This is a genomic window from Microbacterium sp. NPDC058342, assembly GCF_042723935.1.
GTDB lineage: Bacteria > Actinomycetota > Actinomycetes > Actinomycetales > Microbacteriaceae > Microbacterium.
On sequence record NZ_JBHXID010000001.1, the window covers coordinates 1,588,119 to 1,608,975 of the forward strand.

The window sequence follows — 20,857 nt, forward strand, 5'->3', positions numbered from 1 at the left end:
GCACCGCATGAACCTGCTCGAAGCACTCTTCCTCGGCGTCATCCAGGGACTCACGGAGTTCCTTCCGATCTCGTCGAGCGCACATCTGCGCATCGCCGGCGCGCTGCTTCCCTCGGGCGAGGACCCCGGCGCCGCATTCACCGCGATCACGCAGATCGGCACGGAGGCGGCCGTGGTGGTCTTCTTCTGGCGTGACATCGTGCGCATCATCGGGCAGTGGTTCCGCTCGCTCGTCGGCAGGGCACCCCGCAACGACCCCGATGCCCGGATGGGCTGGTTGATCATCCTCGGCAGCATCCCGATCGTCGTGCTCGGGCTCGTCTTCCAGGACAGGATCGAGACCGTCCTGCGGTCGCTGTGGGTGGTGGCGATCATGCTGATCGCCTTCGGCCTCCTGCTCGGCATCGCCGACCACTTCGGCGCGAAGCGACGCCGCCTCGGCGACCTCACCTACCCGCACGGCATCGCCTACGGGTTCGCCCAGGCGCTCGCACTCGTGCCGGGCGTCTCGCGCTCGGGCGGCACGATCACGATGGGACTGTTCCTCGGCTACGAGCGCGCCGCAGCCGCGCGATACGCGTTTCTGCTCGCGATCCCGGCGGTCTTCGGCAGCGGCTTCTACCAACTCGTCAAGCACTGGGATGACCCGGACCAGTACTTCGGGCTGGGCGAGACCTTCGCGGCGACCGGCATCGCCTTCGTCGTCGCGCTCGGTGTCATCGCGTTCTTCATGAACTGGATCTCCAAGCGCAGCTTCCTGCCGTTCGTGGTCTATCGCGTCCTGCTGGGCGTGGCGATCATCGTGCTGCTCTCGACGGGAGTGATCGACGCGCGCTGACCGCGTCAGCGCTTGTCGCGTCCGTCGCCACGACGACGCAGGTACCGCTCGAAGGCCTGGGCGATCGCGTCGCCGGACGCGTCGGGGGAATCCCACGTGTCGCGGGTCTGCTCGAGCTGGCGGATGTACTCCGACATGTCCTCGTCCTCGGCCGCGGCGGCGTCGATCGACGCTTCCCAGGCGGCGGCCTCGGTTCGCAGATGCTCCCGCGCAGGGCCGACGCCGGTGAGCTCTTCCAGTCGGTCGAGCAGGGCGAGTGTGGCCTTCGGCGAGGGGGCGGCGGATGCGACGTAGTGCGGAACGCTCGCCCACAGGCTCGCCGTCGGGATCTCGGCGCGCTCGGCGAAGTGCTCCAGCACGCTGAGGATGCCCACCGGGCCCTCGTACGTGGACTTGTCGACTCCGTGCGCGGAGCGGACGCGCTCGTTCGGGCTCGCCGCGAAGATCGAGATGGGCCGCGTGTGCGGAACGTCCGAGAGCATCGCTCCCAGCGTGATGAATCCGGTGACGTCGTCGCGCAGCGCGACGTCGATGAACTCCGTGGCGAACGCCTGCCAGGCCCGGGCGGGTTCCGAGCCGGTGAGCAGCCAGATCTCCGGGCCGGGCCCGCGCACGGCCGGTCGCCACAGCGCGGCCTCCGGCCAGTGCAGCTCGCGGCGTCCGGTCGCATCCATGCGGGTGGAAGGGCGGGTGTACTGGTAGTCGAAGTACAGCTCCGGGTCCACCGCATGCACCCGCTCGTAGGCACCGGAGTCCCGCAGGGCGGCGATCGCGCCACTGGCCGCTTCGCCGGCGTCGTTCCAGCCGTCGAAGGCCGTGACGACGATCCGTGAGCCGAGAACGTCCACCGTTCCCCTTCCTGTTGCCTGCTCGCGCGTGGTGTCCCTCCAGGCTAGTCTCACGCTGCCGATCCGGGGCGGCGGCCCGGCTAGACTGGGTCCAGTGAGCACCAAGCCCAGCGCGGTCCTGTGGGACATGGATGGAACACTCGTCGACACCGAGCCCTATTGGATGGACGCCGAGACCGCGCTTGTGGAGTCGTATGGCGGCTCCTGGACGCACGACGATGCGCTGCAGCTGGTCGGCAACGGTCTGATCGACAGCGCGGTGATCCTGCAGGGGTGCGGAGTCGACATGGACGCCGAGGCGATCGTGCAGCGGTTGACCGACGACGTCGCCGCGCGCCTGCGCGGCGAGGGAGTGCCGTTCCGCCCTGGCGCGCGCGAGCTGCTCGCCGACCTCAGAGCGAACGGGATCCCCACGGCTCTGGTCACGATGTCGATGAAGCGGATGGCGCTCGAGGTGGTCTCCCTCATCGACTTCAGCGCATTCGACCTCGTGATAGGCGGCGACGAGGTCACCCGACCCAAGCCGTTCCCCGATCCCTACCTCCGCGCCGCGGACGTGCTCGGAATCGAGATCTCCGACGCCGTCGTCATCGAGGATTCCGTCACCGGCGTCACAGCCGGCGCATCCTCCGGCGCGATCACGCTCGGGGTACCGCACCTCGTCTCGCTGGACGGCGCGGGTGCCCACGAACTGTGGCACAGCCTCGACGGTCGGACGAGCGCCGACATCCGCGCGCTGCACAGCCGCCATGCCAAGGAGACCGCACGATGAGCACGAGACGACCCAGCGGCCCTTTCCGGGAGGGCGACCGCGTGCAGCTGACCGGGCCCAAGGGCCGGATGCACACCATCACGCTCCGGGCGGACGGCGAGCTGCACACCCACCACGGCGTTCTGCGGCACCGCGATCTCATCGGCCTGCCCGACGGATCGGTCGCGACGAACAGCTCTGGACACGACTATCTCGCCCTGCGCCCGCTGCTGCGGGACTTCGCGATGTCGATGCCGCGGGGCGCGGCGATCATCTACCCGAAGGATTCCGCGCAGATCGTCATGCAGGCGGACATCTTCCCCGGTGCGGTCGTCGTCGAGGCGGGAGTCGGATCCGGTGCGCTCTCACTGGCCCTGCTGCGGGCGATCGGCGAGGACGGTCACCTGACATCCTTCGAACGACGCGAGGACTTCGCCGAGGTGGCGAAAGCGAATGTCGAGACCTTCTTCGGAGAGGCTCCGGCCAGCTGGGACGTCGTCGTCGGCGACCTCGCCGAGCAGCTGCCGGAGCAGTTCGAGGCGGGCACCGTCGACCGTGTGGTGCTCGACATGCTCGCACCGTGGGAGTGCATCGACGTCGTCGCCGACGCCCTGACTCCCGGTGGCGTCGTGCTCTGCTACATCGCCACCGCGACGCAGCTCTCGCGCGTCGCGGAGTACATCCGCGGGACGGGCCTGTTCACCGAGCCGGATGCATCGGAGACGATGGTGCGCGGCTGGCACGTCGAGGGACTCGCCGTGCGGCCGGATCACCGGATGGTCGCGCACACCGGCTTCCTGCTCACCGCGCGTCGTCTCGCGCCGGGAGCGATTCCTCCTGAGGTGCGTCGTCGCGCCTCCAAGTCCAGCTACGGGGACGAGGACGTGGAGCTGTGGACGCCGGGCGCGGTCGGCGACCGCGAGATCACCGACAAGAATCTGCGCAAGCGCGTGCGGGAGGCGCAGAAGGCGGCGAGCGGCGCGCGGGTCGCGGCCGCGTCGCGCGAGGGCGACACCGCTTCGGAATAGACTGGGGCGCGTGCGTAAAACGACCGCGGCCGTCGCCGCCATCGCCCTGTCCGCTCTCGCCCTGACGGGATGCTCCGTCGCGCCCGGCGCCGGGGCGGACTGCGTGCGCGACGAGTCGGCCGCACTCCAGATGTCCGTGACCTCGAGCGGTGACATCGGTGCGCCGTCCCTGAGCCTCACCGCACCCGTCGACACCGCTGAGACGATCTACGACGATCTCGTCGTGGGCGAGGGGCCGGTGGTCTCCTCGGAGAATCAGACGATGATCACGACGTTCGTCCTCGTCGACGGCGCCGATGGCCGGCAGTCGAACCCGAGCATCACGGTGTCGACCCCGAAGAGCGCCGATGAGAGCCTGCCGGGTGCCGGCGCGGCGCTGAAGTGCGCCCGTGAGGGCAGCCGCGTGGCGGTGGCCGTTCCGGTGAAGGATCTGCCGGAGGGCATGGCTGCTCAGCTGGGCGTCGACGAGGCGGGCAGCGTCGTCGGCGTCTACGACATCCAGTACGTCGGGCTGGATCGCGCGCGCGGTCGCGACGTCTTCAACGACGCACGCGGTCTGCCGACGGTGGTCCGCGCAGCGGACGGCCGCCCCGGCATCATCATCCCCGACGCCACCGCGCCCGAGAAGCTGGTGCACCAGACCCTCATCGAAGGAGAAGGCCCGGAGGTGGGCGACGGCCGCGCGATGCTGCAGTACACGGCCGTGAACTGGACCGACCGCACGGTGACCGGTACGTCCTGGGACAGCGGCGCGGTCTTCCAGGCCGACGCGCTTCCGGCATCCGTGATGGAGGAGGTCGCGAAGGCGACCGTCGGCTCTCAGCTGCTCGTCGTCGTTCCCGGCGACGACGGCGCGACCGCGTACGTCGTCGACGTGGTCGGGATCGTCCCGCCGGAGCTGATCCAGGGATGACGCCCTCGCAGATCCCCGCCGTCGAGCGCCTGACGAATCTCGTCGTGGCGCTCATGGCCACGGAGATCGGGCTGACCAAGCAGCAGATCATCGACAACGTCTCCGGTTACCGGCAGCGTGTCGACGCCGGCGCCAAGCCGGATGCGCTGGAGAAGATGTTCGAGCGCGACAAGGACGAGTTGCGTGCCCTGGGCATGCCCGTCGAGACCATCGGCGATCCGACCGACCCGCACGATCTGCGCGAAGCGCGCTATCGCATCCCGCAGGCCGAGTACGACCTTCCCGCCGACATCGAGTTCACCGCTGCCGAGCTTGCGGTGCTGCGGCTGGCGGGAAGCGTCTGGAGCAGTGAGTCGGTCTCGTCCGACGCGCAGGCCGGCGTGCGGAAGATCCGCGCCCTCGGGATCGACGGCGACGAGCCGATCATCGGCTTCGCACCGCGGATCAGCGTGCGCGACGCCGCCTTTCCCGCTCTTCAGGAAGGCATCGAGCGCGGCCGCGTGGTGGTGTTCGAATACCTCAAACCGGGGGAGGCTGCTCCCACCCGGCGCCGGATCCGGCCCCTGGCCCTCGTCGAATACGAGGCCCGCTGGCACGTGTTCGGATTCGACATCGACGCCGATGCCGAGCGGACGTTCCTGCTGAGCAGGATCGTGAGCGACGTGAAGGTGACGGGCCAGACCTTCGACCCCGCGCTGCGAGACGGTGCGACCGATCGGGCCCTGGCCGGGCTCGCCGCCGTCGCCGCTGCGCAGAGCGCCCTTCTCGAAGTGACCCCCGGCACGGAGGCGGCGCTGCGTCTGGGCCGCCGTGCGACCCCCGCCGTGCAGGGAGTGCGCGTCCCGTACGTCGACAGGCACATCTTCGCGGATGAGCTGGCGACGTACGGCCCGGAGGTGCGCGTGGTCGAGCCGGTCGACCTGCGCGACAGCGTGATCGAGCGTCTTCGTGCGATCGTCCAGGCACATCCCGATGAGGAGACTCTCGTATGAGCGCCGCGCCGCTGCTCGCCGCCGATCGCGTGCGTCTCTACCTCACGCTCGTGCCCTATCTGCTGGAGCGCGGGCAGGTGACCCTCGACGAGGCGGCGGCGGAGTTCGGCGTGACGGCGAGCGAGATGCGGACGATGGTCGAGAAGCTGACCGTGATCGGCCTGCCGGGCGATTCGGGCTACTGGCAGCTTCCGCAGGAGATGTTCGACATCGACTGGGATCTGCTCGACGAGCACGACGTCATCGAGATCACGAATGACGTGGCACTGCGCCGCGTGCCCCGCTTCACCGCGCGAGAGGCCGCCGCGCTGCTGGCCGGGCTGCAGACGGTCGCCGCCGTGCCGGCCGTGGCGGACTCGGGTCTGGTCGCCGGTCTCATGGCCAAGCTCTCCCGCGGTTCTGCGGGCGCGCCCCCGGACCTCGTGGTCGCTCCGGTCGAGGTCACCGAGGTGCAGAACGTGGTCTCGCGTGGGTTGCACGAGGGCGTCGCCGTGTCGTTCCAGTACCAGGCACCGGATGCCGAGGCCACCACCCGCACCGTGGACCCGATGCAGATCCTCATCACGAACGGCCAGTGGTACCTGCAGGGCTGGTGTCATCTCCGTCAGGCCATGCGCACCTTCCACCTCGACAGAGTGAGCGAACCGCGTCTCACCGACATCGCGATCACGCACGCGGACGCGGCGGTTCCCACCGAGTTCGGAGGCGACGAGGTCGTCGGCCGCGTGACGGTGCGGATACCCGAGCGCCTCGTCCCTCTGCTCGACGGCTTCTCGCTGGACGAGGCCTCACGCGACGACGAGTCCGTGCACGAAGACGGCACGGTGACGCTGGGGATCAGCATGGCGGACCCGCGCGGTATCAAGCGGATCGCCGCTCGCTTCGGCGGTGCGATGGAGGTGCTGGACCCGCCGATCGCGCGCAGGACGAGCCGGGAATGGGCGTCTGCCGCGCTCGAGCTGTACAACGTGCCCGATGCGCGCTCCGCCCGGGTAGACTGAACCAAATCCATCGATCCTAGGAGAGCTTGATGCTCGGTAATCTCAATGGCTGGCACCTGGTCATCCTCCTCGTCGTCATCCTTCTGCTCTTCGGCGCGGCGAAGCTGCCCGCTCTCGCGAAGAGCATGGGTCAGTCCGCCCGCGTGTTTAAGGGTGAGATGAAGGCGATGCGCGAAGAAGACAAGAGCGCTGCCCAGGACGCGGCCGACGTGAACGACGCGGACAGCACGCCGGATACGAAGACCGGCCCTGATCGCACCGCCTGAGTGACGTCGTGGCGGTAGACTCCAGCACCGCGAAAGGACGAGAACCTCGCACCGAGCGGCGCATGTCGCTGGGTGAGCACCTTCGCGAATTCCGTAACCGACTCCTGATCGCCGCGGCAGGGCTTCTCGCCGGGATGATTGTGGCGTTCATCGTCACCGATCCGCTCATCGCGTTCATCACGGAGCCCATCAACAAGGTCGCGGAGGAGAGCGATCAGCTGGTCGCTCTGACCTTCGACTCGGTGACCTCTCCGTTCGACCTGCGCATGCGCATGGCCTTCTCGATCGGGCTCTTCCTGTCGGCACCGATCTGGATGTGGCAGATCTGGGCGTTCATCATGCCAGGACTCACCCGCAAGGAGATCCGGTACACACTCGGATTCCTCGGTGCGGCTCTCCCGTTGTTCTTCGCGGGCTGCTACGTGGGGACGCTGGTCGTGCCGCACGTGATCGAGCTGATGGCGACCTTCACTCCCGAGGGAGGCCAGAACCTCTACACGGCTCGGCAGTACTACGACTTCGTGTTCAAGATGATGATGGTCATCGGCGTGGCCTTTGTCCTTCCTGTGTTCCTCGTGGCGCTGAACTTCGCGGGGATCATGTCGGGACGCGCCATCCTCAAGGGCTGGCGTATCGCGGTGCTCATCGCGTGCACCTTCGCAGCGCTGGCCACTCCCGCCGCCGATGTGGTGAGCATGCTGATGCTCGCAGGCATGCTCACGGTGCTGTATTTCGCGGCCGCCGGGCTCTCACTGCTCTTCGATCGTCGTAAGCGCAAGCGGCAGGTCGCGGCCGGGCTCGACCCTGACGCAGCGGTGGCATGAGTTCGCCGTCTGAGCGCTACGCGGCCGCCCGGTCAGCCGCGCAGCACCCTCAGACGCAGGCGTTCGCAGAGCGGCAGCGCTTCGAGCTGGACCCGTTCCAGGTGGATGCCTGCCAGTCGCTCGAGCGCGGACGCAGTGTGCTGGTCGCGGCGCCCACGGGCGCCGGCAAGACCATCGTGGGTGAGTTCGCGATCCATCTCGCGATGCAGACGGACACCGACAAGGCGTTCTACACGACGCCCATGAAGGCGTTGTCCAATCAGAAGTTCCGTGAGCTGGTGGACGTGTACGGCGCCGACCAGGTCGGGCTGCTCACCGGCGACACCAACATCAACGGCGGCGCGCGCATCGTGGTGATGACCACCGAGGTGCTGCGGAACATGCTGTACGCGGATTCCGACGCGCTGCGCGGGCTGCGCTACGTCGTCATGGATGAGGTGCACTACCTCGCGGACCGCTTCCGGGGTCCGGTCTGGGAGGAGGTCATCCTGCACCTCCCGATGGCCGTCCGACTCATCTCGCTGAGCGCGACCGTGTCCAACGCCGAGGAGTTCGGCGACTGGCTGGACACGGTGCGCGGCGACACCGACGTGATCGTCTCCGAGACACGTCCCGTGCCCCTCGAGCAGCATGTGCTGGTGCGGGACGACCTGCTGCCGCTCTTCGACGATCGGGCGGGAGTGGCCACGGCTCAGGTGAATCAGGAGCTGTTCCGCATCCGCTCCTTCACCGGATCGCGCTATGAGAGCAACCGCCGTGCACAGGAGTACAGCAGCAACAGGCACGCCGGCCGCCAGGCGCAGCGCCCGCCCCGGGGCGGCAAGAGACCCGTTCGGGCATCGAACATGCGCCGCATCGAGCGGATGGACCGGCCGGAGGTCGTGCGGCTGCTGGAGCGCTCCAACCTCCTCCCGGCGATCTTCTTCATCTTCAGCCGGGTCGGTTGCGACGCCGCCGTGCAGCAGGTGCGCCGTGCCGGCATCCGCCTGACCAGCCAGGAGGAGCGGGCCGAGATCCGCGAGATCGTCACCGAGCGCACCCGGTCCCTGCAGGACGAGGATCTGGACGTGCTCGGCTTCTGGGAATGGCGCGACGATCTCGAGCGCGGCATCGCGTCACACCACGCCGGACTCCTGCCCGCCTTCAAGGAGGTCGTGGAGGAACTGTTCCAGCGCAAGCTCGTCAAGGTCGTCTTCGCCACCGAGACCCTCGCGCTGGGCATCAACATGCCCGCGCGCACGGTGGTTCTTGAGAAGATGGAGAAGTTCAACGGCGAGGCCAGGGTCGCCATCACCTCGGGGGAGTACACCCAGCTCACCGGCCGCGCGGGGCGCCGTGGCATCGACGTCGAAGGCCATGCGGTCGTGCAGTGGACCGAGGGAATGGACCCGCAGGCGGTGGCCTCTCTCGCCTCACGGCGAACGTATCCGCTGAACTCGAGCTTCCGGCCCACCTACAACATGGCGGTCAACCTCATCGACCGGTTCGGTCGCACGCGAGCGCGCGAGATCCTGGAATCCTCCTTCGCTCAGTTCCAGGCCGATCGGGCAGTCGTCGGACTCGCCAGGAAGGTGAAGGACGCGGAGGAGTCGCTGCAGGGCTATCTGAAGGCGATGCAGTGCGATCACGGCGACTTCGCGGACTACGCCGCGATCCGTCGGGAGCTCAGCGACCTCGAGAAGAAGAACCGTCGTGACGCCGGTGGACCGCGCGTCGCCCGCGAGAAGCGGATGCGCAAGATCCAGTCGCTGCGCGGCAGAATGCAGCGGCACGGCTGTCACGGCTGTCACGGCTGTCCCGACCGTGAGGATCACGCCCGCTGGGCGGAGCGCTACTTCCGGCTCAAGCGCGACACGGACCGAATCCGCAAGCAGATCGAGACCCGCACGGGGACGGTGGCCCGTACGTTCGATCGCGTGATCGACGTGCTCCAGGTCGTCGACTACCTCTCGGGTGAGGGCGACGACCTGCTCCTGACCGAAGCGGGCCGCACCATGCGACGCATCTACGGCGAGCGGGATCTGCTGGTGGCCGAGGCGCTGCGGTCAGGGCTCTGGCGGAGTCTGGATGCCCCGTCGCTCGCGGCGATGGCCAGTTGCCTCGTGTACGAGCCGCGCCGGGACGAGCAGAACGCGGGGGAGCGGGGCCTGCCGCGCGGCGCGTTCCGGATCGCGTACGATGCGACGACCCGCCTCTGGGCGGAGCTTGATGACATCGAGCACACGTACGCCCTTCCGCGCACGGAGCCGCTCGCGCCCGGGTTGGCGGCGGCGATGCACGCCTGGGCGCGCGGCGGCTCGCTGGACCGCGTGCTGGTGGATGCGGACATGGCTGCGGGGGATTTCGTGCGCTGGGCGAAGCAGACGATCGATCTGCTCGATCAGCTTTCGATCGTCGCCGAGGACGACGAACTGGCCCGCACGGCACGACGAGCACTGGACGGCGTGCGTCGCGGCATCGTCGCCTACGCGGCGGTGTGAGCGTGACCGTCGAAGGACGAGGGCGTTCGGTGCGCCCGCCGGTGCCGCTCTGGCTCGCCCTCTGGCTGGCGGCGCTGGCAGGCGTGCTCATGGACCTGTCCGTCCCATCTGCGGCGATCTGGCCGCTTGCGCCCATAGCGGTCGGGATGATGCTCGTCGCCCTGGACGGCCGACGGTTGCGCAGCGCCCTGCTCGTCAGCGGTGTCTTCGGGCTGATCTTCTTCTCGCTCCTCGTCTCGTGGACGGCGCGCTATCTCGGCCCGGTTCCCTGGCTCGCGCTGACGGTCGTCGAAGGCGTGCTCATGGCGATCGCGCTGCTGCCGGTGGCGCTGGCCTACCGGTGGCTGCCGCGCGCCTGGCCGGGCAGCCGGACCATCGTGCTTCCCTTGACGGTCGCTGCGCTGTGGACGGTGCAGGAGCTGTTCCTCGGCAATTGGCCGTACGGGGGCTTTCCCTGGGCGCGGCTGGGGATGACGCAGGCCGAGGGCCCGTTCGCGCCCGTCGTCTCATGGCTGGGCGTCAGCGGGCTGTCGTTCCTGATGGTCTTCGTGGTCGCGTTGCTGGTGGAGGTGATCCGAGGACGCACCTGGCGGCGCATCCCCACACTGATCGCGCCCGCTGTCACCGTGCTGGTCCTGCTGTTCACCCCGCTGTTCCCTACGGTGCACTCCGGGTCGATGCGCATCGCGGCCGTGCAGGGCAACGGCACGACCGGCTACTTCGACGAGCGCGAGCAGTACGGCGTGATCGACGCGCAGACGGAGGCGACCCGGCCGCTCTACGGCGAGCAGGTCGACTTGGTCGTCTGGCCCGAGGGCGGCGTCGATTACGATCCGTTCCAGGATCCGGCGACGGCCCGTCGGCTGACGCGCGTCGTCACATCGGTCGACGCACCGCTCCTCGCCAACAGCGCCACTGAGCGCGGTCGCGACATCTTCAACACCTCGTTCCTCTGGACGGCCGAGGGAACCGCAGATCAGCTGCACGACAAACGGCATCCGGTGCCGTTCGGCGAGTACGTTCCGAACCGCGACTTCTTCAACGCGCTCGCGCCCGATCTGATCGGCCTGCTCCAGCGCGAGTACACGCCGGGTTCCAACCCGCCGGTGGTGAACGTGGACGGCATCGGAGTGGGACTCGCGATCTGCTTCGACGTGATCTACGACGAGGTCATCCGCGAAGGTGTGGCGGCGGGGGCGCAGGTTCTCGTTTTCCAGACGAACAACGCGGACTTCCGGGGGACGGACGAGAATCTCCAGCAGCTGGCCTTCGCCCGGATGCGGGCGATCGAGACCGGTCGCAGCGTCGTGAACGTTTCGACGGTGGGCACGAGCCAGATCATCCGCCCCGACGGCTCGACGGTCTCGTCCCTCGACGCGAATGAGGCCGGATCGCTGCTCGAGGATGTCGAGTTGCGATCCGGCCTCACGGCGGGGGTGCTGCTGGGACCGTGGCTGCAGTTGCTGCTGCTCGTCGGTGGCCCTGCGACGCTGATCGCCGCCGGCCTGTCCGCACGGCGGCGACGCTGAGTCAGGCGCCGATGCGCTCCCTGGTCGGGTCGTCGCCGGCGCCGCGGCGGGCGCGCACGTAGGCGAGCCGGTCGGCGAGGAGCTCCTCGAGCTCTTCGCGGGTGCGACGCTCCAGCAGCATGTCCCAGTGCGTGCGTGCCGCCTTCTCGTCGGTGTTCTCGAGCTGGACAGGTGCGCCGTCGACCTCCAGTCGCGCCTCGGCACCGCAGCTGCGGCACTCCCAGGTCTGCGGCGGTTCTGCATCGGCGGCGAACATCAGGGTCGTCTCGTGGCCGCACGTGTCGCACTTGTACGAAGTGGCGCGCCGTTCCATGAAGACGACGCCCTCCTCGCTCTGAAGGCTCTGGGCACCCAGTCGGATGCCGCGAAGGCTGCGATCTGCCATTGTGTGGTCCTCTCGTCGCTGTCAGGTATAACGTTCGCGCCTGTGCGCTTCATCCACAGCGGCGACTTCCGCGTCGAACTCACAGGGGAATCCCAGCGCCCACGGAAGGGATCAGAGCGTGCGCAGGGCCAGATCTGCGCGATCGGTCACGATCCCGTCGGCGCCGGCACGCACGAGTCGCTGCATCTGCTCCGGATCGTTGATCGTCCAGACATGCACTTCGACGGCGCAGCGGGCCGCGGCGCGCAGCAGCGCCGGTGTGACGATGCGGACGCCGCCATGGCGCTCGGGGATCTGCAGGGCGTCGATGTCCTTCAGCGCGTGCGCGGGGGAGAGGCGCAGCGTGGTCAGCGAGCGGACGGCGAGGATGGTGGCGCGGCCGCCCGAGGTGGCGGGCCGGTGCGCTGCGCCGGCGCGCATCGTGGCGTCGACGGCTGCCCGTCGAGTGCGGTCAGAGAAGCTGGTGACGAGTACACGGTCGGTGTGCGGCGCGAGCAGTGCGCCGATGGGCTCCGCCGCGGCCGGTGTCTTGACGTCGATGTTGAACCGGGTGTCGGGAAAGGCGTCGAGAGCGTCGGCGACCGTCAGCAGCCCGCCGTGATCGGCGAACAGCTCGGTCAGCTCGGCGGTGCGCACATCGCAGACCCGACGGGAGTCGGACGCCACCCGCTCCAGGGTGTCGTCGTGGAAGAGCACCACGTCGCCGTCCGCGGTCAGCTGACAATCGGTCTCGATGTACTCGACCCCGGCGGCATGCGCGGCCGCGAACGCGGCGGCGGTGTTCTCCCAGACGGCCGAGTCCCCGCCCGCTGTGCTTACGAGGCCGCGGTGGGCGAGGACTCGGGGATGCCGGGTTCCGACGAGATACGGATGGGTCACGCCGGGTGCTGCGAGCCGTCGGGCGTGGTTCCGGGGCGCGGCGTGAAGGCGGATCCGATGCCCTTCAGCGCCTCGGTCAGCTCGCTGGGGATGATCCAGAGCTTGCTGGACTCGCTCTCGCTGATCTTCGGCAGCATCTGCAGGTACTGGTAGGCGAGCAGCTTGTCGTCGGGCTGACCCTGGTGGATCGCGGTGAAGACGTTCTGGATCGCCTCCGCCTCACCCTGGGCGCGGAGCACAGCGGCCTGCTTGTCGCCCTCGGCCTTCAGGATCGCGGCCTGCCGCTGGCCCTCCGCCTCGAGGATCTGGGATTGCTTGGAGCCCTCGGCGGTCAGAATGGCGGCGCGCCGGTCGCGTTCCGCGCGCATCTGCTTCTCCATGGAGTCCTGGATCGAGACGGGCGGGTCGATCGCCTTCAGCTCGACGCGCGAGACACGGATGCCCCATTTGCCGGTCGCCTCGTCGAGCACCACGCGGAGCTGGCCGTTGATGTTGTCGCGGCTGGTGAGGGCCTCTTCGAGGTTCAGGCCACCGACGACGTTGCGCAGTGTGGTCGTCGTCAGCTGCTCGACGGCACCGAGGTAGTTGGCGATCTCGTAGGTCGCGGCCCTGGCATCCGTCACCTGGAAGTACACGACGGTGTCGATCGAGACGACCAGGTTGTCCTCGGTGATCACGGGCTGCGGCGGGAACGACACGACCTGCTCGCGCATGTCGATCAGCGGCCGGAGGCGGTCGATGAACGGCACCAGCAGGTTCAGGCCGGGGGCCAGGGTCTTGTGATATCGCCCCAGGCGCTCGACGATGCCCGCAGTCGCCTGCGGGATGATCCGGATGGATCGCGCGATCGTGACCAGCACGAAGATGATCACCGCGATCGCAAGGATCCAGGCGATGGCGGCGGGGAGGAACGAGGAGTCGTCCATCTGTGCTCCTATTCGGTGACGGGGCGGACGAGGGCGGTCGCGCCGCTGATCTCGGCGACGGTCACACGGTGGCCCTGAAGGATCGGGATGCCATCGGCGCTGCGCGCCGTCCAGGTGTCGCCGTTGCTGAGCTTGACCTGGCCCGACACCTGGGTGATGTCCTGAAGAGCGGTGCCGTGCAGGTCGAGAAGCGCTTCGACGTTGGATTTCGTGGGGTCCTCGCCGCGTCGCAGCCGGTGCAGCAGCGGCGGTCGCAGGAAGAAGATGAAGCCCGCGGCCGCGACCGCGGCGATGATGACCTGCGCCCACAGTGGCAGCCCCACGAGGTCGGTGACCAGCCCGACAGCGCCGCCGAACGACAGCATGAGGAACGTGAAGTCGAGGGTCATCATCTCGATGACCAGGAAGACGGCGATGAGCACGAGCCAGCCGATCCAGGCCCACTGCTCGATCCCCGCCATCAACGCCGCTGAACCGTCCATCGCCCCTCCTTGCGGTCAACCTATCACGCGCCGGCCCGTGGCCGGACTGGCGTGCGTTGTAGGGTTGGGAGGTCGCCATCCGTGCGATCCATCCGCGCACCACGAGGAGTCAGGAATGACCCAGGTTCTCCCCGCCGGATCCCTCGACGGCAAAGTGGCACTCGTCACCGGCTCGTCGCGAGGGATCGGCGCCGACACCGTCCGCTATTTCGCCGAGGCCGGTGCGGACGTCGTCATCAACTACCGCAACAAGGCGCCGCGCGCCGAGAAGCTTGCGACCGAACTGCGCGCTCTCGGACGCCGGGCGCTCGTCGTCGGTGCCGACCTGACCGACCCCGCGTCCGTCTCGGCGATGTTCGACCGCGTGCGCGAGGAGTTCGGGCGCCTCGACATCCTCGTGCTCAACGCATCCGGCGGCATGGAGGCCGGCATGGCGGAGGACTACGCGCTCAAGCTCAACCGTGACGCTCAGGTCGGCGCGCTGCAGGCGGCCGAGCCGCTGATGGGAGACGGCTCGCGTGTCGTCTTCGTGACGAGTCACCAGGCGCACTTCATCCGAACGACCCCCACGATGCCCGAGTACGAGCCGGTCGCGAAGTCGAAGCGCGCCGGCGAGGACGCGCTGCGCGAGCTCATCCCCGGGCTGGCAGAGAAGGGCATCGGGCTCACCGTCGTCTCGGGAGACATGATCGAGGGGACGATCACGGCCACCCTTCTCGAGCGTGCGAATCCCGGCGCGATCGCAGGACGTCGCGAGTCGGCGGGCAAGCTCTACAACGTTTCGGAGTTCGCGGCCGAGGTCGCTCAGGCCGCGCTCGACCCGATTCCAGCAGACAACACCCGACTGATCGGCGACACCTCGGACTTCGCCCGAGAGTGACCGGCTGAGCACGGAAGAGAGCTGCCCGCCCAGGAGCGGGCAGCTCTCTTACTGTCCGTGTCCTTCTCCGAGGCTCAGACCGCGCCGTCGGCGTTCAGGGCTGCGGCCAGCACGGCGGCGTCCCGCCGCAGCATGATCGCGCGGACGATCTGCACGATGCCGAGCACCACCAGGGCGATGCCCGTGAGCCACCAGAAGATGGCCACGTAGAACGGCGAGAAAAGCAGGACCACGCCGGCGACGATGCTCAGTGCCGCGTAGAGGATCGTCCACAGCCTGGACTTGCCGTGTCCCAGCAGCGAGAGCGAGACGACGCCGTCGACGATCCAGGTGATGCCGAGCAGGACGCCTATGAACAGCACGAGTGTGGCCGTGAACGCGAACAGGTTGACGAACGCCAGCACGCCGCCGACCACGTACACCAGGCCCAGCACGACGTGTCCGATCCGCGACCATCCTCCGTCCGTCCTGGAGAAGACACCGGTGCCGACGTAGACGAGTCCCTGGACGATCAGGTACACGGCGATGATCCCCGCGAAGAACATCGCAGTCTTGGCCGGCCAGACGAGGATGAACAGGCCGAGCAGCAGCATGATGACGCCTGAGACCGCGAGCGTCGTTCTGACAACGGAGAAGAAGCCCTTCGCATCGGTGGAGGTGACAGACATGAGGATGTCCTTTCTCGATGTCACCGGATGGTGAGGATGGCGCCAGCGTAGTGCGTGGACGGGCGAGACGACAGGCGTTTCGGCTCGAAGGGATGCACCATGTCGACGGGGCGTGCCATCATCGGGGGATGGCTGAGGAGACGACCCGCGCCGATGACCGCCTCCGTGAGCTGGCCACCCTGCGGCGGGTTCGCGACCGCATCGACCGCGAGTACGCCCGGCCCCTGGACGTGGAGGCTCTCGCGCAGGGCGCTCACATGTCGGCCGGACATCTCAGCCGGCGCTTCAAGCAGACGTTCGGCGAGTCCCCCTACTCGTACCTGATGACCCGTCGCATCGAGCGGGCGATGATGCTGCTGCGGCGCGACGAGCAGAGCGTCACCGACATCTGCTTCGCCGTCGGCTGCTCGTCACTCGGCACCTTCAGCACCCGCTTCACCGAGCTCGTCGGCGTTCCGCCGAGCGTGTACCGCGAGCGCGGCGCGATGCAGACCGCCGGGATGCCGGCGTGCATCGCGAAACAGGTGACCAAACCGATCAGGAATCGAGAAGCGTCCGCCGCCCCGCCTTTCTAGCGTTGAGTCCATGAACGCAATCGAGCACATCACCCTCGAGGTGAACGACCTGTCCGCAGCCGAGACCTTCTACGACTCCGCCTTCGGTGCGGAGGACCTCATCCGCCTTCGACGGAGCGAGGCCGCGACGACCGGATTCCGGGGATTCACCCTCTCGCTCCTCGCGGCGCAGCCCGCGGATGTCGACGCACTCGTGAACAGCGCCATCGACGCCGGCGCGACGACCATCAAGCCGGTCTCGAAGTCGCTGTGGGGCTACGGCGGAACCGTGCAGGCACCCGACGGCACGATCTGGAAGGTCGCGACCTCGTCCAAGAGGAACACCCGCGAGGCCGGGACCCGCTTCGAGTCCGTCGTGCTCCTGCTGGGCGCCACGAACGTCGCCGACTCCAAGCGCTTCTACGCCGGGCACGACTTCCGGCCGGGCAAGAGCTTCGGCAGCTACGCCGAGCTGGGAGGTGCGGATGACCGTATCAAGCTCGCGCTGTACAAGCGGACGGCTCTGGCCAAGGACGCGGGTGTCGCGCCCGAGGGCACCGGCTCTCATCGCCTCGAGATCCATCCGGCCGCCGGTTCCTTCGTCGATCCCGACGGCTTCACGTGGGCCTGATGGCGGTCGGCGCCCATGTGCCTGCAGGGCTGGCGGGAAGCGCTCACCCGCGCGTTCGCCGAATCCATCCCGCTCTCCACCGAATCGAACCATAAGGTAGTTGACATGTCGATGACGATCCACACGACGGCTCTTCCGCACCTCGATCCGGACGCGTCGGCGTCCTTCTACCGTGACGCTCTCGGATTCGAGGTGCGCAGCGACGTCGGCCAGGGAACGATGCGCTGGATCACGGTCGGTCACCCGGATCAGCCGGACACATCGATCCTGCTCGCGCCTCCCGTGACCGACCCGGGCGTGACGGACGACGAGCGGCGGACGATCCTCGAGATGATGGCCAAGGGCACGTACGGCTGGATCCTTCTCTCGACCGACGACCTCGATGCGGCATTCGAGAAGGCCGTCGGCGCCGGCGCCGAGGTGGTCCAGGAGCCGGTGGAGCAGCCGTACGGCTCGCGCGACTGCGCGTTCCGCGATCCCGCCGGGAACCTCGTGCGGATCCAGGAGCGGCGATGACGGCGCATGCGGCGGACAGCCATGACCGCATCCGCGTCGAGGGGGCGCGGGAGAACAACCTCAAGGACGTGAGCGTCGTCCTGCCGAAGCGCCGCCTCACGGTGTTCACCGGGGTCTCGGGATCGGGCAAGAGCTCGCTGGTGTTCGACACCATCGCAGCCGAGTCCCGGCGCATGATCGACGAGACGTACAGCGCCTTCGTCCAGGGGTTCATGCCGTCGGTCCCGCGGCCGGATGTCGATGTGCTGGAAGGGCTGACGACGGCGATCATCGTGGACCAGGAGCGGCTCGGCGCGAACCCCCGCTCGACCGTCGGCACGGTGACCGATGCGAACGCGATGCTGCGCATCCTCTTCTCCAAGCTCGGTCAGCCCTACATCGGCGGCCCCACCGCGTTCTCGTTCAACATTCCCACGCAGAAGGCGAGCGGGGTGATGACCGGGCCCGGTGGCGAGAAGAAGATCGTCAAGGACGCCATCTACCTGGGAGGCATGTGCCCGAGGTGCGAAGGCAGGGGAGCGGTGTCGGACATCGACCTCGCGCAGGTGGTGGACGAGTCGAAGTCTCTCGACGAGGGCGCCATCATGGTCCCCGGCTACACGGCGGACGGCTGGATGGTGAAGGGCTTCTCGCAGTCGGGCTTCTATCCGGCCGACAAGCCGATCGCGCAGTTCACCGAGAAGCAGCGACACCTTTTCCTGTACGGCGAGGTCACCAAGGTCAAGATCTCCGGGATCAACATGACCTACGAGGGGCTGATTCCCAAGATCACCAAGTCGATGCTGTCGAAGGATCTCGATGCGCTGCAGCCGCACATCCGTCGCTTCGTCGAGCAGGTGGCCACGTTCGCGACCTGTCCAGAGTGCGACGGCACCCGTCTGACGGAAGGCGCGCGCTCGTCGAAGATCGCCGGTGTCAGCATCGCGGATGCCTGCCGCATGCAGGTCACCGATCTGGCGGAGTGGGTGCGGAGCCTGGATCTCGCCGGTGCGGGCCCGCTGCTGAAGGCGCTGAGCGCGAACCTGGACTCCTTCGTGACGCTGGGACTCGGATATCTGAGCCTTGATCGTCCGTCCGGAACGCTGAGCGGGGGAGAGGCTCAGCGCATCAAGCTCCTCCGGCACCTCGGCTCCTCACTGACCGACGTGACGTATGTGTTCGACGAACCCACGATCGGATTGCACCCCCACGACATCCAGCGGATGAACGGGCTTCTGCGCCAGCTGCGCGACAAGGGCAACACCGTGCTGGTGGTCGAGCACAAGCCCGAGACGATCGAGATCGCCGACCATGTGGTCGATCTCGGTCCGGGCGCAGGCCGCGACGGCGGCGAGATCTGCTTCGAGGGCACCGTGGCGGATCTGCGCACGAGCGGCACGCTCACCGGAAGGCACCTCGACGACCGGGCGACTCTGAAGGACTCGGTGCGCGCCGGAGACGGCGCGATCGAGATCCGCGGCGCATCCGCGAACAATCTGCAGAAGGTGGACGTCGACGTGCCCAAGGGCGTGCTGACGGTCGTCACGGGCGTCGCCGGCTCGGGTAAGAGTTCTCTGATCCATGGTTCGGTCACGCCTCTGGAGGGTGTCGTGTCGATCGACCAGAGCGCCATCAAGGGATCGCGCCGCAGCAACCCGGCGACGTACACCGGCCTGCTGGAGCCGATCCGCAAGGCCTTCGCCAAGGCGAACGGCGTCAAGCCCGCCCTGTTCAGTGCGAACTCCGAGGGCGCCTGCCCGACCTGCAAGGGCGCGGGGGTCATCGTGACCGAGCTCGGCTTCATGGACACGATCGAGACACCCTGCGAGGACTGCGGCGGCAAGCGCTTCCAGGCTGCGGTGCTGGACTACAAGCTCGGCGGTCTGGACATCACGGAGGTCCTGGACCTGCCGGTCGCGCGTGCCCGAGAGTTCTTCTCCGAAGGGGAGTCGAAGATCCCGGCGGCCGCCGCCATCCTCGGCCGCCTCGAGGACGTGGGGCTCGGTTACCTGTCTCTCGGCCAGCCGCTGTCGACGCTGTCCGGCGGCGAACGGCAGCGCGTCAAGCTGGCCATCCAGATGGGCGAGAAGGGCGACGTCTACGTGCTCGACGAGCCGACGACAGGACTGCATCTCGCCGACGTCGAGCAGATCCTCGGTCTGCTCGACCGGCTGGTCGACTCGGGCAAGACGGTCATCGTGATCGAGCACCATCAGGCCGTGATGGCACACGCGGACTGGATCATCGACATCGGTCCGGGTGCAGGGCATGACGGGGGTCGGGTCGTGTTCGAGGGAACGCCCGCACAGCTGATCGCGGCGAAGTCGACGCTCACCGGACAGCATCTCGCCGAGTACGTCGGCGGTTGAGCGGGGGAGTGACGACCATCACCGACCAGGACGACATCGACGCGCGCATCCAGACGTACTACGGAGAGCTGTTCGATGAGCACATCCGTCTCACGACGCGTTCGGCGCAGGGTCCGCTCGAATTCCAGCGCACCCAGGAGATCATCCGCGCACATGCGCCCGAAGGTCGCGTTCTGGACATCGGCGGCGGGGCCGGCATCCACTCCCGCGCGCTGATGGACGCGGGGTATCGGGTCGAGATGATCGACCCCGTGCCGCGTCACGTCGATCGGGCCCGGGAGGCCGGGGTGGCGGCTTCGCTCGGGGACGCTCGTGAGCTGGGCTTCGACGACGACTCATTCGATACGGCGATTCTGCTCGGGCCGCTGTATCACCTGGCATCCCGTGCGGATCGCGTGACGGCGCTGCGCGAGGCCGCGCGCGTCGTGCGACCCGGAGGTGCTGTGCTCGCGGCCGGTCTGTCGCGATACGTCGCGTTCGGGGCGACGTCGCTCGGGCGCCCGGTGCCGTCGCCGATGCCAGGGGAGTGGGCCGCGCTGATCGCCGACGGCACGCCGGGCTCTGGCCTGCGGTTCCCCGCCGGTCACTTCCACACCGCCGAGGAACTGCAAGCCGAGGTCGAGGATGCTGGGCTGCTGGTCCACGGCGTCTTCGGGGTCGAGGGCCCGGCGGGGCTCTATCTGGAGCAGGCCGGTGCCGTGAGCGATGAGATCCGCCATGCGGCGCTGATGCTGGCGCGGGCGGCGTCGTCGATGGAGGGCATCCGGGATCAGAGCGCCCACCTTCTGGCGGTCGCGCACGTGCCGTCCTGAGTGACTCGGGATGGCGACGTGCAAGCGGGCGCCGCAATAGTTGCTATTGCGATCCAGTCAACTTCGGTAACGATCTGTCCCTCGCGGAACTGCGGGTGTTCGGCATCCTGCGCGATCGTGAAGCTCGATCGCATGAGTGACGACCAGCGTGAGCAGTCCCTGCTGTTCTCGACCTGACCCGGGGTGGCTGACGCTCCGGTTGTAGGATCAGCTCCCGGTTTCCCACTCATCGCGGATGAGCCGATAATGCACATTATGTCAGTTCACGCTGGAATCGGCCCTTCCCCGCGGGCGCGCTTCAGCGAG

22 protein-coding genes are annotated in these 20,857 nt (G+C 68.1%); 16 read left to right on the forward strand and 6 right to left on the reverse strand.

Annotated elements, in window-relative coordinates; genetic code table 11:
- Positions 1-7: 7 nt before the first annotated feature.
- The gene (locus ACFWHT_RS07345; RefSeq protein ID WP_378826873.1) at positions 8-838 is read left to right on the forward strand and encodes an undecaprenyl-diphosphate phosphatase; all 831 of its coding nucleotides are present in this window, start codon (positions 8-10) and stop codon (positions 836-838) included.
- A gap of 5 nt (positions 839-843) precedes the next feature.
- On the opposite strand, the gene ACFWHT_RS07350 is transcribed toward ACFWHT_RS07345, so the two are convergent.
- Positions 844-1,686: a PAC2 family protein gene (locus ACFWHT_RS07350; protein WP_378826875.1), complete on the reverse strand. Its 843-nt coding sequence runs from the start codon at positions 1,684-1,686 to the stop codon at positions 844-846.
- A gap of 94 nt (positions 1,687-1,780) precedes the next feature.
- On the opposite strand from ACFWHT_RS07350, the gene ACFWHT_RS07355 reads away from it, so the two are divergent.
- The 9 genes from ACFWHT_RS07355 to lnt all read left to right on the forward strand — a co-directional run bounded on the left by ACFWHT_RS07355 (position 1,781) and on the right by lnt (position 11,470).
- Positions 1,781-2,458, forward strand: a complete 678-nt coding sequence (locus ACFWHT_RS07355; RefSeq protein WP_378826877.1) for an HAD family hydrolase — start codon at positions 1,781-1,783, stop codon at positions 2,456-2,458.
- On the forward strand, positions 2,455-3,465 hold the full coding sequence (locus ACFWHT_RS07360; protein WP_378826879.1) for a tRNA (adenine-N1)-methyltransferase: 1,011 nt from the start codon (positions 2,455-2,457) through the stop codon (positions 3,463-3,465). The genes ACFWHT_RS07355 and ACFWHT_RS07360 overlap by 4 nt, the downstream gene beginning before the upstream one ends.
- A gap of 10 nt (positions 3,466-3,475) precedes the next feature.
- A complete protein-coding gene (locus tag ACFWHT_RS07365; RefSeq protein WP_378826882.1) occupies positions 3,476-4,378 on the forward strand; it encodes a hypothetical protein in 903 nt (300 codons plus the stop codon).
- Positions 4,375-5,370: a helix-turn-helix transcriptional regulator gene (locus ACFWHT_RS07370; RefSeq protein WP_378826884.1), complete on the forward strand. Its 996-nt coding sequence runs from the start codon at positions 4,375-4,377 to the stop codon at positions 5,368-5,370. The genes ACFWHT_RS07365 and ACFWHT_RS07370 overlap by 4 nt, the downstream gene beginning before the upstream one ends.
- The gene (locus ACFWHT_RS07375) at positions 5,367-6,371 is read left to right on the forward strand and encodes a helix-turn-helix transcriptional regulator (protein WP_378826886.1); all 1,005 of its coding nucleotides are present in this window, start codon (positions 5,367-5,369) and stop codon (positions 6,369-6,371) included. Before ACFWHT_RS07370 ends, ACFWHT_RS07375 begins: the two co-directional genes overlap by 4 nt.
- 29 nt (positions 6,372-6,400) lie before the next feature.
- Positions 6,401-6,637, forward strand: coding sequence for a Sec-independent protein translocase subunit TatA (tatA, locus tag ACFWHT_RS07380; protein ID WP_378826888.1), 237 nt, complete (start codon positions 6,401-6,403; stop codon positions 6,635-6,637).
- 62 nt (positions 6,638-6,699) lie between these two features.
- Positions 6,700-7,461 (forward strand): twin-arginine translocase subunit TatC, encoded by a 762-nt coding sequence (gene tatC, locus ACFWHT_RS07385; protein WP_378826890.1) that lies wholly within the window; start codon positions 6,700-6,702, stop codon positions 7,459-7,461.
- Positions 7,458-9,941, forward strand: a complete 2,484-nt coding sequence (locus tag ACFWHT_RS07390) for a DEAD/DEAH box helicase (RefSeq protein WP_378826892.1) — start codon at positions 7,458-7,460, stop codon at positions 9,939-9,941. The genes tatC and ACFWHT_RS07390 overlap by 4 nt, the downstream gene beginning before the upstream one ends.
- A gap of 89 nt (positions 9,942-10,030) precedes the next feature.
- Positions 10,031-11,470 carry an apolipoprotein N-acyltransferase gene (lnt, locus tag ACFWHT_RS07395; protein WP_378827943.1) on the forward strand — a complete coding sequence of 480 codons (1,440 nt, stop codon included), beginning with the start codon at positions 10,031-10,033 and terminating at the stop codon, positions 11,468-11,470.
- A gap of 1 nt (position 11,471) precedes the next feature.
- Here the strand turns inward: lnt and ACFWHT_RS07400 are convergent, their stop codons facing one another.
- From ACFWHT_RS07400 to ACFWHT_RS07415, 4 genes are all read right to left on the reverse strand, one after another.
- Positions 11,472-11,855, reverse strand: a complete 384-nt coding sequence (locus ACFWHT_RS07400) for an RNA polymerase-binding protein RbpA (protein ID WP_378826894.1) — start codon at positions 11,853-11,855, stop codon at positions 11,472-11,474.
- A 111-nt stretch (positions 11,856-11,966) separates the two neighbouring features.
- On the reverse strand, positions 11,967-12,734 hold the full coding sequence (locus ACFWHT_RS07405; protein WP_378826896.1) for a glycerophosphodiester phosphodiesterase family protein: 768 nt from the start codon (positions 12,732-12,734) through the stop codon (positions 11,967-11,969).
- Positions 12,731-13,660, reverse strand: a complete 930-nt coding sequence (locus ACFWHT_RS07410; RefSeq protein ID WP_378826898.1) for an SPFH domain-containing protein — start codon at positions 13,658-13,660, stop codon at positions 12,731-12,733. Before ACFWHT_RS07410 ends, ACFWHT_RS07405 begins: the two co-directional genes overlap by 4 nt.
- 8 nt (positions 13,661-13,668) lie before the next feature.
- Positions 13,669-14,142 (reverse strand): NfeD family protein, encoded by a 474-nt coding sequence (locus ACFWHT_RS07415; RefSeq protein ID WP_378826900.1) that lies wholly within the window; start codon positions 14,140-14,142, stop codon positions 13,669-13,671.
- 115 nt (positions 14,143-14,257) lie between these two features.
- Between ACFWHT_RS07415 and ACFWHT_RS07420 the strand changes: the two genes are divergently transcribed.
- Positions 14,258-15,022: an SDR family oxidoreductase gene (locus ACFWHT_RS07420; RefSeq protein WP_378826903.1), complete on the forward strand. Its 765-nt coding sequence runs from the start codon at positions 14,258-14,260 to the stop codon at positions 15,020-15,022.
- A gap of 74 nt (positions 15,023-15,096) precedes the next feature.
- Here ACFWHT_RS07420 and ACFWHT_RS07425 read toward each other — a convergent pair whose 3' ends face one another.
- The gene (locus ACFWHT_RS07425) at positions 15,097-15,690 is read right to left on the reverse strand and encodes an HdeD family acid-resistance protein (protein ID WP_378826905.1); all 594 of its coding nucleotides are present in this window, start codon (positions 15,688-15,690) and stop codon (positions 15,097-15,099) included.
- 128 nt (positions 15,691-15,818) lie between these two features.
- On the opposite strand from ACFWHT_RS07425, the gene ACFWHT_RS07430 reads away from it, so the two are divergent.
- The 5 genes from ACFWHT_RS07430 to ACFWHT_RS07450 all read left to right on the forward strand — a co-directional run bounded on the left by ACFWHT_RS07430 (position 15,819) and on the right by ACFWHT_RS07450 (position 20,551).
- Complete coding sequence (locus ACFWHT_RS07430; protein WP_378826907.1) at positions 15,819-16,265, forward strand: helix-turn-helix transcriptional regulator; 447 nt, start codon at positions 15,819-15,821, stop codon at positions 16,263-16,265.
- Between the two features lie 10 nt (positions 16,266-16,275).
- Complete coding sequence (locus ACFWHT_RS07435; protein WP_378826909.1) at positions 16,276-16,875, forward strand: VOC family protein; 600 nt, start codon at positions 16,276-16,278, stop codon at positions 16,873-16,875.
- Positions 16,876-16,980: 105 nt separating this feature from the next.
- Positions 16,981-17,391 (forward strand): VOC family protein, encoded by a 411-nt coding sequence (locus tag ACFWHT_RS07440; RefSeq protein WP_378826911.1) that lies wholly within the window; start codon positions 16,981-16,983, stop codon positions 17,389-17,391.
- Entirely contained in the window at positions 17,388-19,739 is a 2,352-nt protein-coding gene (locus tag ACFWHT_RS07445) for an ATP-binding cassette domain-containing protein (protein ID WP_378826913.1), read from the forward strand. Before ACFWHT_RS07440 ends, ACFWHT_RS07445 begins: the two co-directional genes overlap by 4 nt.
- 8 nt (positions 19,740-19,747) lie before the next feature.
- Positions 19,748-20,551 carry a class I SAM-dependent methyltransferase gene (locus ACFWHT_RS07450; RefSeq protein WP_378826915.1) on the forward strand — a complete coding sequence of 268 codons (804 nt, stop codon included), beginning with the start codon at positions 19,748-19,750 and terminating at the stop codon, positions 20,549-20,551.
- Positions 20,552-20,857: the final 306 nt, after the last annotated feature.